This is a genomic window from Paenibacillus sp. D9, assembly GCF_001188365.1.
Taxonomy (GTDB): Bacteria; Bacillota; Bacilli; order Paenibacillales; family Paenibacillaceae; genus Paenibacillus_O; species Paenibacillus_O humicus.
Window position 1 is genome coordinate 5,301,523 of record NZ_JZEJ01000001.1, and the last position, 15,201, is coordinate 5,316,723.

The 15,201-nt window shown below is 60.0% G+C and carries 14 protein-coding genes and 1 pseudogene; 7 read left to right on the top strand and 8 right to left on the bottom strand.

What is annotated here, in order from left to right; all coding sequences use genetic code 11:
• Together VE23_RS27535 and VE23_RS23745 are read left to right on the top strand one after the other, a co-directional pair.
• Positions 1-418 (top strand): IMPACT family protein (locus VE23_RS27535; RefSeq protein ID WP_232317028.1); only part of this gene is annotated, 418 nt, incomplete at its 5' end.
• Between the two features lie 310 nt (positions 419-728).
• On the top strand, positions 729-1,793 hold the full coding sequence (locus VE23_RS23745) for a sulfate/molybdate ABC transporter ATP-binding protein (protein ID WP_049869841.1): 1,065 nt from the start codon (positions 729-731) through the stop codon (positions 1,791-1,793).
• Positions 1,794-1,867: 74 nt separating this feature from the next.
• On the opposite strand, the gene VE23_RS23750 is transcribed toward VE23_RS23745, so the two are convergent.
• A complete protein-coding gene (locus tag VE23_RS23750; protein WP_021880578.1) occupies positions 1,868-2,668 on the bottom strand; it encodes a Cof-type HAD-IIB family hydrolase in 801 nt (266 codons plus the stop codon).
• Between the two features lie 264 nt (positions 2,669-2,932).
• On the opposite strand from VE23_RS23750, the gene VE23_RS23755 reads away from it, so the two are divergent.
• Positions 2,933-4,351: a S41 family peptidase gene (locus VE23_RS23755; protein WP_048750005.1), complete on the top strand. Its 1,419-nt coding sequence runs from the start codon at positions 2,933-2,935 to the stop codon at positions 4,349-4,351.
• 135 nt (positions 4,352-4,486) lie between these two features.
• Here the strand turns inward: VE23_RS23755 and map are convergent, their stop codons facing one another.
• The gene (gene map, locus VE23_RS23760; RefSeq protein ID WP_048750003.1) at positions 4,487-5,236 is read right to left on the bottom strand and encodes a type I methionyl aminopeptidase; all 750 of its coding nucleotides are present in this window, start codon (positions 5,234-5,236) and stop codon (positions 4,487-4,489) included.
• 166 nt (positions 5,237-5,402) lie between these two features.
• Entirely contained in the window at positions 5,403-5,612 is a 210-nt protein-coding gene (locus VE23_RS23765; protein WP_049869355.1) for a hypothetical protein, read from the bottom strand.
• 170 nt (positions 5,613-5,782) lie between these two features.
• On the opposite strand from VE23_RS23765, the gene VE23_RS23770 reads away from it, so the two are divergent.
• The gene (locus VE23_RS23770; RefSeq protein ID WP_049869356.1) at positions 5,783-6,889 is read left to right on the top strand and encodes a M24 family metallopeptidase; all 1,107 of its coding nucleotides are present in this window, start codon (positions 5,783-5,785) and stop codon (positions 6,887-6,889) included.
• A 140-nt stretch (positions 6,890-7,029) separates the two neighbouring features.
• On the opposite strand, the gene VE23_RS23775 is transcribed toward VE23_RS23770, so the two are convergent.
• Positions 7,030-7,503, bottom strand: coding sequence for a cupin domain-containing protein (locus VE23_RS23775; RefSeq protein WP_084781644.1), 474 nt, complete (start codon positions 7,501-7,503; stop codon positions 7,030-7,032).
• A gap of 181 nt (positions 7,504-7,684) precedes the next feature.
• Between VE23_RS23775 and VE23_RS23780 the strand changes: the two genes are divergently transcribed.
• Positions 7,685-9,229 carry a stalk domain-containing protein gene (locus tag VE23_RS23780; RefSeq protein ID WP_049869360.1) on the top strand — a complete coding sequence of 515 codons (1,545 nt, stop codon included), beginning with the start codon at positions 7,685-7,687 and terminating at the stop codon, positions 9,227-9,229.
• Between the two features lie 250 nt (positions 9,230-9,479).
• On the top strand, positions 9,480-11,270 hold the full coding sequence (locus tag VE23_RS23785; RefSeq protein WP_048750044.1) for a B12-binding domain-containing radical SAM protein: 1,791 nt from the start codon (positions 9,480-9,482) through the stop codon (positions 11,268-11,270).
• Positions 11,271-11,481: 211 nt separating this feature from the next.
• Here the strand turns inward: VE23_RS23785 and VE23_RS23790 are convergent, their stop codons facing one another.
• The 4 genes and pseudogenes from VE23_RS23790 to VE23_RS23805 form a co-directional block, all read right to left on the bottom strand.
• Complete coding sequence (locus tag VE23_RS23790) at positions 11,482-12,456, bottom strand: type I phosphomannose isomerase catalytic subunit (protein ID WP_049869361.1); 975 nt, start codon at positions 12,454-12,456, stop codon at positions 11,482-11,484.
• A 64-nt stretch (positions 12,457-12,520) separates the two neighbouring features.
• The gene (locus tag VE23_RS23795; protein ID WP_048750048.1) at positions 12,521-12,919 is read right to left on the bottom strand and encodes a VOC family protein; all 399 of its coding nucleotides are present in this window, start codon (positions 12,917-12,919) and stop codon (positions 12,521-12,523) included.
• A 17-nt stretch (positions 12,920-12,936) separates the two neighbouring features.
• Complete coding sequence (locus VE23_RS23800) at positions 12,937-13,530, bottom strand: tRNA (mnm(5)s(2)U34)-methyltransferase (RefSeq protein ID WP_049869362.1); 594 nt, start codon at positions 13,528-13,530, stop codon at positions 12,937-12,939.
• Positions 13,531-13,706: 176 nt separating this feature from the next.
• Positions 13,707-14,663, bottom strand: a pseudogene (locus tag VE23_RS23805) (TIGR01212 family radical SAM protein); the annotation flags it as partial.
• 315 nt (positions 14,664-14,978) lie between these two features.
• On the opposite strand from VE23_RS23805, the gene VE23_RS23810 reads away from it, so the two are divergent.
• Positions 14,979-15,173 (top strand): hypothetical protein, encoded by a 195-nt coding sequence (locus tag VE23_RS23810; protein ID WP_048744705.1) that lies wholly within the window; start codon positions 14,979-14,981, stop codon positions 15,171-15,173.
• The last annotated feature ends 28 nt before the right edge of the window (positions 15,174-15,201 follow it).

The window sequence follows — 15,201 nt, forward strand, 5'->3', positions numbered from 1 at the left end:
GCCGAGCGCCCCCGCCGGAAAGCCGATCCTCGAGGTGATCAAGAACCAGGGGCTGAAAAACGTCGCGATCGTGGTGACCCGCTATTTCGGAGGCATCATGCTTGGCGCGGGCGGCCTTATCCGGGCTTATACGGATGGAGCCGTCGCTGCGATCGAGGCAGCCGGCCCGATTACGAATGTCCTTCACCGCGAGGTTTTCGTCGACGTGGACTACACCTGGTACGGCAAGCTCGAGAACGAGCTGCATGCCAGAGGCATCCTCGTGGACGGCGTCGAGTTCACCGACCGCGTGCGGGTCCGCTGCCTGCCGGCCTCCCGAGAGGCGGAGCGCTTCACAGCGTGGATGACCGATCTGACCCAGGGCCAGAGCGTCATCCTGGGCGGCGAAGAGCTTTACGTGACCGAGAAGACGGAATGAAGCCGCATAGAAATCGTTTTAACCGGAAACGCCTGTCCATATGGACAGGCGTTTTTGGCGCTGCCGAAATGGCGCTGCCGAAATGGCGCTGCCGAAATGGCGCTGCCATATGCAACGCAGCATTTGCAGCTCTGCATGTTTGGAACCATCCTCGCCCAGCCTGGCCTATTTTGCCGTTCGATCTGACATATCCATTGACGGGAAAGGAAGGCTTCTGCTACATTAGCATTAATACCAAGTAACCTAATAGGAATATTCTATCGATAAGCAGCTCGAACGGAAGCCGGCTAGCGAAGGGAAGTGCATGATCATGCATATTGAGGTAAAGGGTTTGACCAAGTCCTTTGGAGACTTTCAGGCGGTGCAGGATGTCAGCTTCGGCATCCAGAAGGGGCAGCTCATCGGTCTGCTGGGCCCGAGCGGCGGCGGCAAGACGTCGATTCTGCGCATGCTGGCCGGTCTGGAGTCGCCGACCTCCGGCGAAATCATCATTCACGGCAATAGGGTCAACGATCAGCCGCCTCAGGAGAGAGGCATCGGCTTCGTGTTCCAGAATTACGCGTTGTTCAAGCATATGACCGTCTTTGACAACGTCGCCTTCGGCCTGAAGGTCAAGAAGCTGTCCAAAAGCGCGATCCGCGAGCGGGTCATGAGCCTGATCGAGCTGACCGGGCTCAAGGGCTTCGAGCACCGCTATCCGGCTCAGCTGTCCGGCGGTCAGCGGCAGCGCGTCGCCTTCGCAAGGGCGCTCGCGCCGGAGCCGCAGCTGCTGCTGCTCGACGAGCCGTTCGCGGCGATCGACGCCAAGATCCGCACGGAGCTGCGCACCTGGCTCAAGGAGATGATCGAGCGCGTCGGCATCACCTCGATCTTCGTCACGCATGACCAGGACGAGGCGATCGAGGTCGCGGACGAAATCATGATCATCAACAAGGGGCGGCTGGAGCAGAAGGGCTCCCCTTGGGATATTTACAAGAAGCCGCAGACGCAGTTCGTCGCGGAGTTCATCGGCGAATCGACGACGATCGAGGATGTGGCATCCATCAAAGGCTTCGAGGAAGCGTCGAGCTGGGCCGGAGTCAAGGGCTTGATCCGTCCGGAGTACATCGAGATCGGCAAGCCGGGTGAAATCGCGCTTGCCTCCGCGACGATGAGAGCCCAGGTGCGCCATATCCACTTCCGCGGCAGCGAATGGATGGTGGAGCTGGATATCGGAGGCCGCAAGCTGATCACGTACCGCTCGCTGGAGAAGGAAGTGCTCAAGCCGGGCGACGAGGTGGATGTGCTCGTGCACCGGGCCTACCTGTTCAATGCGGATGACAGCTGGATCATGGAGAACAAGCTCAAGACCGATCCGATGCCGGTCATGATCTAGCCGTCAGGCCGACAGCATCGTCAAAAAAAGAGCGTACCGCAGCTGCGGCACGCTCTTTTTCATCCCCTGCCCGGTCAAGCCGGGTTCAAGATAAACTTGTCGACGACATGCGCGACCCCGTCCTCGTTGTTGGACAGCGTCACATAATCCGCGAGCTCCTTGAGAGCCGGCTGCGCGTTCGCCATCGCGACGCCGAGGCCGGCCGCCTGCAGCATCTCGCGGTCGTTCCAGGCGTCTCCCATGGCGATCGTCTCCTCCATGGAGCAGCCGATATGCTCCGCCATGAACTTCAGGGCATGTCCCTTGGTTCCTTCCTTATGCATGAACTCCAGATAATGCGGTTTGGATTTCGTAATATGGACCGTGCCGCCGATGAGGGGCTGTAGGTCCAGGGCGATCTGGTCGAGATAGGCCGGCTCGTCGATGATGAGCATTTTGAGCAGAGGCTGCTTCAGCAGGGAGCTGAAGTCGGGCTCGACGATATACGGGATTTTGGACTGGCGGGCGTAGTCCTTGACCTTCTCGTTCTCCTCGCGGACGTAGAGCTTGTCGTCCACGTACAGCTGCAGATGCAGCCCTTTGTCGACACAGTACCGGTCCAGCTCGGCAGCGGCGTCCGAGGGCACATAGCGCTCGTAGAGCACCTGTCCGTCGAGCAGCGTCTTGACGAGGGAGCCTTGGTAAGTAATGATCGGCACGTTGAGCCGCAGCCCCTCGGCGACCTGGCGGGCGGAAGCGAACATCCTCCCGGTGGCGAGCGTTACGGTCACTCCGCGGTCCAGCGCGGCCGTCAGAGCGGCGCGTGTGGCGGGGGTCACTTCAAGGCTGTCGTTCAGCAGCGTATCATCCACATCGATGGCAATCAGCTTGTACATCGGCTTTCTCTCCGTTTCCTGTCGCTTTTCTTTATCTGGTTCGGCAAGCTATCCCTCATTGTACCGGAGTCGCCCCGATGCCTTCAAGGGGACGAAAATTGAAATGCTCCGCCCAAATAGGATAAAGTAGGTAGCACAAGCAAGCGGTTCAATCCGGCTGACGGACGGGGCGCGCATGCGAGGGAAGATCGTGGATCCACCGGTCGGGATACCGATTCGGACAGGAGAACAACAGCCCAGGCGGGCGGAGCGGAGAGATCAGACATGAAGCAAATGCGCAGCGAGGCTGCCAGGCAGCGCTTTGTCACCTGGTGCGTCGCAGGGGCGATCGCGGCCTTGGCGATCGGATTCGGGGCGGGAAGGCTGTCGATGGTCATCCAGTATCCGGTGATCAAGGAAAAGGTATTCGGCAATTTCAACGCCTCCTATAAAGAAATCAAGAAGGATTATCTGTTCGGAACGAAGCCCGACGAGCTGCTGAACGGGGCGGCCAAGGGAATGGTGGCGGCGCTGGGCGACCCTTACTCGACCTATATGCCGGGCAGCGAAGGCGAGGATTATATCCAGAGCTACCAGCCGGAGTTTGTCGGCATCGGGGTGCAGGTGCGCCAAGAGGAGGACCGCTACCTGATCGACAGCGTCATGAAGGACACCCCGGCCGAGAAGGGCGGCGTGCTGGCGGGCGACGAGATTACGGCTGTCGACGGCACGCCGGTCAAGGGCGTCACGATGGAAAAGCTCGTCAGCCTGCTGCGCGGCGAGAAGGGGAGCAAGGTCAAGGTCACGCTGTCCCGGACGGGAAGCCAGCCGCTGACGGTGGAGCTCACGCGCGCGCCGATTCCGGTTACGACCGTTACCCATGCCATGCTGGAGAACGGCGTCGGCGAGATCGTCATCAGCCGCTTTGCCGAATCGACGGCCAAGGAATTCAACAAGTCGTTCGAGGAGCTGCAGAAGAAGGGGATGAAAAAGCTCGTCCTCGATCTCCGCTCCAATCCGGGCGGCCTGCTCGTGCCGACGATCGACATCGCGAACAAGCTGATTCCGAAGGGCAAGATGATTCTGGAGGTCGACTACAAGGACGACAAGAAAGTTCAGAAATACTATTCCAAGCAGAAGACCGCCTTGAATCTTCCGATCGTCGTTCTCGTCAACGGGCAGACGGCCAGCGCGGCCGAGGTTCTCTCGGCCGCTCTCAAGGAATCGGCAGGCGCCAAGGTCATCGGCACGACGACGTTCGGCAAGGGCATCGTGCAGAGCTTCGGGCAGTACAAGGACAATTCCGTGCTCAAGCTGACCGAGGCTCAGTGGAAAACGCCGAATGGAGAATGGATCCACAAGAAGGGCGTGAAGCCGGATGAATCGGTCGATCTTCCTGCGTATGCATCCCTTCCGGCTCTTCCATCCGGGGAGGAACTGAAGAAAGGCGACTACGGCGACCACGTCAAGACGCTCCAGTCCATGCTGGAGGCGCTCGGATACGGCCCGGCGGACCAGCCTGGCGTGTTCGGGGAGAAGACCGACGCGGACATCAGGAGCTTCCAGACCCGCAGCAAAATCGACGCTACCGGCGTCGTTACGGACCGGACGGCTTATATGCTGATGGATCAGCTGCGGACCAAGCTGCAGCAGGAGGATCCGCAAAAGAAGGCCGCTCTCAAGGCCATATCCGGCGCGGGCTGACCCCATGTTTTCCCTGCCAGTGGAGAGGATTATGCGCTCCAGGCAGATCGTCCTATCCGTTTGAACCTAAAAAGCCCGTTGTCCGGCTATTCCGGACAACGGGCTTTTGCTCGCTGCATGGAGCATGCGCACAGGCTACTGCTGCGTCAGGATCAGCGGTCCGCCTTCCTGGATGACAAGCGTATGCTCGTATTGGGCGGAGCGCTTGCCGTCCATCGTGCGGCAGGTCCAGCCGTCGGAGTCGATGAACATCTGCCAGGTGCCTTCATTGATCATCGGCTCGATCGTGAGCACCATGCCTTCCTTCAGGCGGAAGCCTTTGCCGGGCTTGCCGACATGGGCGAAGTTCGGCTCTTCATGAAGCTCTCGCCCGACGCCGTGGCCGAGCAGATCCCTTACGACCGAGAAGCCGTTCTCCTCGGCATGCTTCTGCACCGCATGCATGACGTCGCCGATCTTCTTGCCTGGCTGCGCTTCGCGGATGCCGATATCGAGGCATTCCTTGGTCACCTCCATCAATCGGCGGGCGTCGTCCGGCAGTTGGCCTACCGCATAGGTCCATGCCGAATCGCCGATCCAGCCGTCTGCCTGAACAACGATATCGATCGTGCACAGATCGCCCTCGGCAAGCGGCGCATCGCTCGGGAAGCCATGGGCGATCACGTCGTTGACCGAAGCGCAAGTGGCATATTTGTATCCTTTATATCCGATCGTATAAGGAATCGCATCCTGGCTTCGGATGTAGGCCTCGACATGGCGCTCGATGTCCATGGTCGTGATTCCTGGCGCGATCATGGCCGCAATCTGCCTGTGGCATTCCGCCACGATGGCGCCGGCACGCCTCATCTGAGCAATTTCTTCGGGTGTTCTTATCTTAATTGACATTGCTTGGTCAGCCTCTCTTTCCGTGCGCTCTCCTTGTTCATTCCTTGCCCTTCCCTTTACGTTACTCCCGCCGGGGATGTCCGGTCAACTGCGCCTGCTGCGGAGAAGGACGAAAAAAACCGCCGGAGCGTCCCGGCAGTTCTTCGTTCGGCCTCGGGCCGGGGGATCATTCCCCGCGAGCCCGATCTCTTTGCTTCTGCGGACGGCTCTCCGCTTCCCGGGCTTGCTCGGAATGGTCGGACAAGTAGCTGCCGCGACGCCGGTCCCCCCGGCGGCGAGCCCACAGCACCAGAATCACGACGATCGCGATCGTCAGCAGAATGGCGACATTCAGGAAGCCGCCAAGAAACAGAAAGGCATTTTTCAAAAATTCCACTTGCATTCACCTCTTGCACCTACCTTACCCTTGTTCAACTCCGCCTACTCTGAGCTTCCCGGTGCATATAGGGCTGATGTGTGTCGAAATCCACAGGTCGTTCCCGCCTTCGGTATGATACAATGGCAGACGAGAAGTTAACCGCAGAAGAGAACCGGAGGTAATGAACGATGGATACGCTGCCCTACAAGCATCGCTGGCTCAAAATGAAAGAGGCGCTGAATGCGTCCGGAATGGATCTGGCCATTCTGACCTCGCCGGCCAGCATATTTTACCTGACCGGCTTTTATAGCGATCCGCATGAGCGTTTCATGGCGCTCGTCATCGAGCCCGGCAAGGACGGTTATACGCTTCTGGTGCCTGCCCTCGACGAGGAGAGCGCCCGTGGGGCGGCCCAGGTGGGCAGGCTGGTAGGGATCGGCGATACGGACGATGCCTACGCTCTGCTGGAGAAGGAGACTGGGGCGCAGGCGTCGGTCGTCGGGGTAGAGAGCGCGCATCTGCGGTACTCCGGTTACTTGCAGCTGGCGCGGCTGTACGGCCAAGCCGCCTTCCGCGATGCGGAGCCGCTCGTCATGGGGCTTCGTCTCGTCAAGTCGGAAGGAGAGATCGAGCTCGTCAAGAAAGCCGTCGCCCTCGCGGAGCAAGTGCTTGCGGAGACGGTAGCCAAAGCCGCTCCCGGAGTGACCGAGCTGGAGCTCAATGCCGAGATCGAGTACCGGCTGCGCGTTCTCGGGGGCGACAAGCCTGCGTTCGAGACGAGCGTTCTCGGAGGCGTCAGAACCGCTTTGCCGCATGGCCGGTCCAGCGGTTACAAGCTGCAGGAGAACGACTTGCTTCTGATCGACATGGGCGTCTACAAGGATGGATACTGCTCCGATATTACCCGCACGTTCCTGATCGGAGAAGGTACGGACTCGCAGCATCGCATCTACGATTCGGTGCTCAAGGCCAACCGCAGCGCCTTGGCCGCCGTGAAGGCGGGAAGGCCGCTCGCAGAGGTGGACCGGGGAGCGCGCAGCGTGATCGAAGGGGACGGATACGGCTTCTACTTTACGCATCGCACCGGCCATGGCATGGGGATCGACGTGCATGAGCAGCCGTCCGTACATGGAGAGAACAAGACGCTCATGCAGGCGGGCCTGCTCTTCACCATCGAGCCAGGCATTTACATTCCGGAGATCGGCGGAGTCCGCATCGAGGATGACGTCTACATCGGACTTGACGGGCAGCCTGTCGTCCTGACGTCGTATCCGCGGGAGCTCACCCGCCTGTAGGGTCTGCCCGCTTGAGCTTGAGCTGCATGGCTGATGGGCTGCATGGCAGCCGCGGCGCGTCTTGCCGGCGATCCTTAAGGAAAAAAGCTGTTCCCGGGCCTCTTGCTTGAGGCTTGCAGGGAACAGCTTTTTCGTCGGTTCTACTTTTCGTCGGGAGCGATCATCGAAAAATCGTCGTAGTGGAAAGCCGGCGCCACGATGCAGGTGACGAGCACAGGCTCGTCTCCGGCAGGCCGGGCGGTCTGCCAGGCGCCTGCGGGGACAAGCGCCTGCGGAGTCTGTCCGGCAGCGATGTCCAGGCCGAGGATGAATGTCTCCGCAGCTTCGGGCTTGTCTCCATGCCCGCCGATCGTCAGCTCGAGCGGCCCGCCTGCGTGGAACAGCCACAGCTCGTCGGAGAGCACCTTGTGCCACGCGGATTCCTCGCCCGGATGCAGCAGGAAGTAGACGGAGCTGGCGGCTGCCCTCGCGCCGGAATAGCGGTCTCCAAGCACTTCATGGGGAATTTGATAGGAAGCTTTCCAAATTTCCTTGAACCAGCCGCCTTCGATATGGCGGTCCATGTCAAGAAGCTCCACAAAGGGAGACGGGGATGTCGGGACGGTCATGGCCATTCATTCTCCTTGTCGCGTTGGAATGCGTATTTTTCTACTATAGCATGGGCGCGGCAGCGATTCCAAACCAAGAATGATTTGATCGTTTCAGGCACACGTTCTCATAGACAACTTCGGACAAGCGATGGTAAGATACTGGAAGTTTACTAATCGCTGGTTGGGAGAGAGGTTGAGTCCAGACATGAAATTAATCGGAGAACGTCTCCGTCCAGCCGCTGCCTTGCTGACAGCGCCAGTCCTGGCTGCAGCCTTGCTTGCAGCCCCTGCCGCTCCGGCGGCTGCGGCGTCTGCCCAAGCAGTGACCGCGCAGGCTCAGCCGATCGTTATTATGCTCGACGGCAAGAAGCTTGCCGTGCGGATGAGTCCGGTGATCCTGAAGGGATCGATCCTGGTTCCGATGAAGGATATTTTCAAGGCGCTCGGAAGCGAGCTGAGCTGGGATCCCAAGACGAGGACGCTGCTTGCGAGCAGCGGAGGCTACTTCAGCATGTCCCTCAAGGTTGGGGCTTCCCATGCCGTCGTGAACGGCAAATCCGTGAAGCTGGATAGCCCGGCCGTAATTCTGAACGGGACTACATTCGTCCCGATCCGCTTCGTCAGCGAGACGATGGGAGCCGAGGTGAAGTGGGATGCCAAATCCCGCATCGTCCGCATCTCTTCGGAGGAAGCCCAGCTTGAGGCCGCTGTCGCAAAAGCCGAGAAGGAACGCGCGTCGCGGCGTCTCACGACGGCGCAGATTGTCGCCAAGAACGACGACAGCGTCGTTCTGATCCAGACCGATTACGGACAAGGAAGCGGCGTTGTCGCCGGTCCGCGCCTCATCCTGACGAATCTGCATGTCATGAAGGACGCCAAGTCCGGCAAGATCATGACGAACGACGGCCGCTCGATCGACATCCAGGGAGTCGCCGCCACGGATGAGAAGAACGATCTTGCGCTCGTATTGACCAAGCAGGATATGGATCTGGTTCCGATTGTATTCGGAAGCTTCGACGACGTGCAGAAGGGCGATACCGTCGTAGCGATCGGCAGCCCTCTCGGACTGCAGAACACCGTGTCGGAAGGCTTGATCAGCAACATCGGCTATGACGATGGAAGCTTCTATTACCAAGTGAGCACGCCGATCGACCATGGCAGCTCGGGCGGAGGCTTGTTCAACCAGTACGGGGAGCTCATCGGCCTGACGACCTCCGGCTATGACGACACGACGGCAGACCTCAACTTTGCGACTTCTTCAGAGGACGCCGAGAATCTGCTGCGTACCGCGAAGTTTGATGCGGCCAAAGTCGGCTTCCTCAAGCCGACGCTGCCGGACAGTCTGGAAGGGGCTTCGCTGGACGAAATCGCGGCATTGATGAAGAAGGAATTCGGCAGCATTCAGGGCAGCGACGGCAATCTGGCGCTGACCGGCTGGAAGGCGGAGAGGGATGCGGCAGGCTGGCTGGTCATCCAGGCGGACGTCAATCCGGATTTCTATGATTATTACGGCTCCAAGATGCAGAAGGATCTCCGCATGTGGGGAGCGAACACATCCTACGAGCTGCACGGCATGCTGCCGAAGGAGAAGATCCAGCTTGTTCTGATGTACGGCAAGCAAGTGGATTTCGAGCCGCGCGGTTATGCGGCCGGCGAAGCGACGGCTTCGGCAGACGGCAAGTGGAACATCCGTTATGCGGTTCTGGATGTCCAGTTCAAGGAAGACATGCTCATCAAGCTTCGCGGCTGATCCATCGGACTCATACCGCCTCCGGACCCCAGGTCCGGAGGTTTTTTATAGGAGGAATCCCGGCTTGAAGGTGAACGCCGGCGCTTCCGGGGAACATTCCATCTGCTCGGCTGATTCGGCTGGATCCTATGTTCAGCGTCTATAGCTCGTTGACTTTGACGCGGGAGAGACGGCTTCCAGGGAGCCCTCTCTTCTTTTTCGCTCCGAAGTTGGGTAGAATGGGAGAATGACGATTGCAAAGAGGGATTCCATGAAAGTAGTATTAACGACACTCAACGCCAAATTCATCCACACCTCGCTCGCGCTCCGCTGCCTGAAGGCCTATGCGGAGAAGGACTTCCCGATCGAGATTGCCGAATATACGATCAAGGATCCGGTGATGAACATCGTATCCGATCTGTACAGCAAAAATCCGGATGTCATCGGCTTCTCCGTCTACATCTGGAACATCGAGGAGACGATCAAGGTCATCCGGATTCTGCGCAAGATCGCTCCGGACGTGCGGATCGTGATGGGCGGACCTGAAGTCAGCTACGATACGGCCGAATGGATGGAGAAGCTGCCTGAGGTCGATTTCATCATTTTCGGTGAAGGGGAGGAGACGTTCCACCATCTCCTGCAGGAAATCGACGGCGAGGGCAAATACCATCTTGTCTTCGGACTTGCTTACCGCAAGCTGCGGGAGAACGGGCCGGAGGTGCGGGTCAACATCGGCCGTCCCAAGCTGAATCTGGCCGAGCTGCCGAGTCCGCACCGGTTCCCGGAAGACCGCGAATCGCTTGCGAATCGGGTCGTCTACTTCGAGACGAGCCGCGGCTGCCCGTTCAGCTGCTCGTTCTGCCTGTCCAGCATCGAGGTCGGCGTCCGGTATTTCGATATCGAGAGGACCAAGGCCGACCTGCTCTACCTCATCGAGGCGGGAGCCAAGACGATCAAGTTCGTCGACCGCACGTTCAACATCAAGCGCGACTATGCGCTGGAGATGTTCAAGTTCCTGATCGAGAATCACGGCGGCTGCGTATTCCAGTTCGAGATTACGGCCGATATCATGCGTCCCGAGGTGTTGGATTATCTCGCCGAGCATGCGCCTCCGGGCATCTTCCGCTTCGAGATCGGGGTGCAATCGACCAACGACGTGACCAACGAGGCGGTGCAGCGACGCCAGAACTGGAACAAGCTCGTGCGCACGGTGACCAAGGTCAAGGAATCGGGCAAGATCGACCAGCATCTCGATCTCATCGCCGGTCTCCCGCATGAAGATTACGATACGTTCCGCAAGACGTTCAACGACGTCTTCGACCTGCGGCCGGAGGAGCTCCAGCTGGGCTTCCTTAAAATGCTGCGAGGCACCGGACTGCGGATCGACGCCGACAAATACGGGTATGTGTACGCGGATCAGGCGCCTTACGAAATTCTAGGCAACAACCTGATGCCGTTCTCCGACCTGATCCGGATCAAGCGGGTGGAGGACGTGCTGGAGAAGTACTGGAACGCCCATCGCATGGACCGCACGCTGCTGTACCTGATCGAGCGGGTATTCCCTTCGGCCTTCGATTTCTTCCAGCAGTACGGCGACTACTGGGAGCGCAGAGGCTGGGAGAGGATCGGCCATCAGCTGGAGGATCTGTTCTCCCGCCTGAAGGGCTTCCTGAACTCCGGAGAGGCTCCGGCCGGATTTGACCGCGACGTCGTGGAAGGTCTGATGAAGTACGACTACTTCCTGGGCCATAACCACAAGCCCCGCAAGGTATGGTGGGACTTCACGATGGACAAGCAGGAGCTGGGCGGCTGGATGCGCCTGCTCGGGGAGCATCCTGAGGATGTATCGCCGGCCTTCGCCGCTCTCGGCCTCGGAGAGAAGGAGCTCCAGAAGCATGCGGTGCTGGAGAAGCTCCCGTTCGATCTGGAGCAGTTCCTGGCGACGGGAGAGATCGACCGCAGTTCCGGCACGCTGCTGGTCGTCCTGTATGGAGTGTCCGGCAAGCGAGGCGGGTCGGCTTATTGCCTGCGCTTGAGTCAGGGAGCGGTAGCGGCCGGGTAAGCGTCTGACGGCTGATCGGCTTGGCTGGAGGACAGCAATCCCGCTGAGCGGAGAGTAATAGGAGAACCATCCGGCTTGCCGCCGTTGCGGGAGCCGGGTGGTCTTTTTTTCTTCCCGCCGGTTTTTTCCGGCAGCAAAAAAAGGAGCTGTACGGAGCAGGATGGCCTGCTCGCGTACAGCTCCTTTGATTGTATGGCGGCTTGACCCCGGGTCAGGGAACGAGGCTGCGGATGACGGTCATCTCGCCGTCCAGCTCGTAGCTGCCGAGAGTGGCCGGAAGCAGGAAGCATTCGCCGGCTTTGACAGCTTGCGATTGTCCTTCGCCCCAGGCAATGCTGCCCTGGCCTTCGGCAATGACGAGGATGACGAAGCTGTCGGCGGAGGTGGCGAGCTCCCAGGACCCCCGAACGACCCCTTTGTCCACCAGGAAGTATGGGGATTCGGCAATCGTCAGCCAGCTGCCCGGCTGCGCGTCCTCCGTGCTCATGCGTGTCGCTCCGGCTCCCTCATAGGCAATGACGTTGAGAGAATCCTCTACATGCAGCTCGCGAAGCTGGCCGTCAAGGCCGGGGCGCTTGTAGTCATAGAGGCGATAGGTCGTATCGGAGTTCTGCTGGATTTCCGCCACGACGACGCCCGCGCACAGGGCGTGGACGGTTCCCGCCGGAATGTAGAAGGCGTCGCCCGCCTTGACCGTCACTTCCTGCAGAGCGTCCATGACGCGGTCCTCGTCGATGGCCTGCTGCAGTCCGGTACGGTCGATGCCTTCCTTGAGGCCGTAGATGATTTTGGCGCCCGGCTTGGCGTCGAGAATGTACCACATCTCGGTCTTGCCAAGCTCGCCGGCCGGGAGACGGTCGTAGCTGTCGGTAGGGTGGACCTGCACGGACAGATCGTCATTGCAGTCGAGCAGCTTGATCAGCAGCGGGAAACGGCCGTTTTTCTCGGAGAAGCCCTTGCTGCCGAACCATTCCCGTCCGTACCGCTCGCGGATCTCGTCCAGGCCGAGCCCGTCCAGCGGCCCGCCGAGCACTTTGGTCGTGCCGTTCGGGTGGTCGCCAATCATCCAGCCTTCGCCGATATGGCCTTCCGGAAGCTCCAGGCCGAATTGCTCCAGCGCCCGTCCGCCCCATACGCGTTCTTTCATTTCAGGTTTGAATTGCAATGGATAAGGGTTGACAGTCATCGTTCATCCGCTCCTGTTCTCTATCTGCTAAGTATGATTTATCGGGGTCTATGAATGGATCGGGTTATTCGGGACGGGTTCCCGGCTGGAACAGCTCCAGCAGCTCTCCGTCGGGACCGTAGAAGAAGAAGTACCGGGCTCCGTTCGGAAGCGTCGTCAGCTCGGTGTCCCTCAGCGGAATGCCCATGCGCTTGATGCGGGCGAATTCGCCCTCCACGTCATCGACGGTGAACGCGATGTGGTGGGTTTTGCCTTCAGCCGGAAGGCTGTCGTCATACCCCTCGATGAGCTCCAGCTCCGTTTCCTCCGAGCCGGGAAATCTCAGGAACGCCAGGCGGATCTTGCCGTCGGAGTGGGGAAGAGTGTACGTATGCTCCATGCCAAGCACCTGCTTGTAGAAGTCGATCGATGCTTCGAGCGATGCGGTCATGACGCCGACATGCTCCAATTTGCGGATTGCCATCTTGTTCATCTGCCTCCTTAAGTTAGTTGCCGTTTCTCCATGCCGAGCGCATAAGGCGCCGAGCGCTTCTGCGCCATCCGGTACAGGACGGTCTGCGCGCGTCCGGACGGAAGAGCGGATGCCCAGGCCAGGACGGCATCGGCTTCCGCCTCGCCGCCGGGATGGCCGGGGTACAGCACGCAGGCGAGAACGCCTCCCGGACGAAGCAGCTCCATCGCCGCCTCCATGGCGGCAAGGGTGGAAGCGGGCTGCGTCACGATGCTGCGGTCGGAGCCCTCGCCGGGCAGGTAGCCGAGATTGAACAGAACGGCGGCGATCCGGCCGCGGTCCCCATCCGGCACCGCCATGCCCATCTCGGCATGGCTGCGCAGATGCAGGCTGACCGCCGGCAGCTTGCCGCTGTCTCCCAGCGGAGCGAGCCGCTCCTCGGTCCGGAGGATGGCATCACCCTGGACATCAAATCCGATGAGCTTGCCGCGAGGTCCGACCAGCTCCGCCAGGAAGCGGGCATCCGCTCCGCCGCCGAGCGTCGCGTCGATGACGGCGTCGCCAGGCTGCACTCTTTCCCTAACCCAGCCGTGGGCAGCGCCGATGACGGACAGGAAACCCATCAGCTATTCGCCTCTTCGGGAAGCTGCGCGGAGAGAGCCGGCGCCGTGCAGGGCTCCGCGGCATCCGCGGCGGCTTGCATCAGCTTCGCATAACGCGCCGAATTCATCTTGCGGGCCGGCTTCGTGAGCGCGGGACCCGCCGCTGCGGCCGCCACGAGCGGCACCGCCGCTTCCGGCTGCCAAAGACGGCCCTGCCAGGTGTCCCGGCGCTTCAGCTCGTCGTCGAAGGCGTTCAGCACCTCCCATTTCTTGAGGCTCCAGGTCGGCCCGATCAGCAGGTCGCGCGGAGCGTCTCCGGTCAGCCGGTGAACGATCATCTCCGGGGGGAGGAATTCCAGCGTGTCGACGACAAGATTGACGTACTCGTCCATCTCCAGAAACCGGAGGAGGCCGGCCTCGTACTGCTTCACCATCGGCGTCTTGCGCATCAGGTGAAGAAGATGGATCTTGATTCCCTGCACGTCCATGGCGGCGACCGCGCGTCCGGTGGCGAGCATCATTTCATGGGTTTCCTGCGGAAGCCCGTAGATAATATGGGCGCATACACGGATTCCGCGCGCCCGCAGCCTCGCCACCGCATCGAGGTAGCAGGCCGTGTCGTGGGCGCGGTTGATAAGGTCTGAAGTCGATTCGTGAATCGTCTGCAGCCCCATCTCGACCCACAGATAGGTGCGGTCGTTCAGCTCGGCGAGGTAATCGACGACGTCATCCGGCAGGCAGTCCGGCCGGGTTGCGATCGACAGTCCGACGACGCCGGGCTGGGCGAGAATCGTCTCGTAATAGTCCCGCAGCTCCTCGACAGGCGCGTACGTGTTCGTATAGGCCTGGAAGTAGCCGATATAGCGGGCGTCCGGCCATTTCTTGTGCTGGCGGTCCCGGATGGCGGCGAACTGCACCTCCAGATCGTCGCGCCGCTTGCCCGCGAAGTCGCCCGAGCCCCGCGCGCTGCAGAACGTGCAGCCGCCGGTGGCGATCGTGCCGTCGCGGTTCGGACAAGTGAAGCCGGCATCGAGCATGACCTTGAAGATCTTGCCGCCAAAATGGTCTCTCATCTCGTAGTTCCATGTATGGAACCGCTTGTCTCCCCATACCATCGGGGAAGGGGACAGCGGCGTTGAATGCAGTGGATCCATGCTTGCTCCTTCCTTGCTGTGCGCCGGAATCAGGCGGCTGAACAACACCGCCTTGCGCATACGTTCTATTTTAGATGAAATCTCTCGTGAAAGCCATGGTCCGGAAGTAATCCGGGCGCAAGGAAGAAGCTGGCAGAAAAGATTTTGAAAGCGGTTAATTTAGGCTTGCAATACCTTACATGATGTGTTAAATTGAAAAGGAAAGAAGCCAGTTAAATCAAGGGTTTTTCAGCTCTCCAATCCTACTTTAGCCCTGGTTTTCATAAGCGTCGGCCAATTAGGGAACGCTGTAAAAAAATCCATGAGGTGATGGAAATGAGCACAGTCAAAATTCCCCACGGGGACGAGAAGGTCACGGTTGAGCTGACGGTCAAGGAACTGATGGCGCTGGCGGGGATCCGGTTCCACGGAGACCGCAGGCTCGGAATCGACGCGCGCAGGAAGCTGAATTCCGTTTTGTCCGAGACGTACGAGCTGGAGCAGCCGATTCCGTACCAATTGCTTAATTAAGCCGGCTTGCCCGGCAGATCGCAGAGCG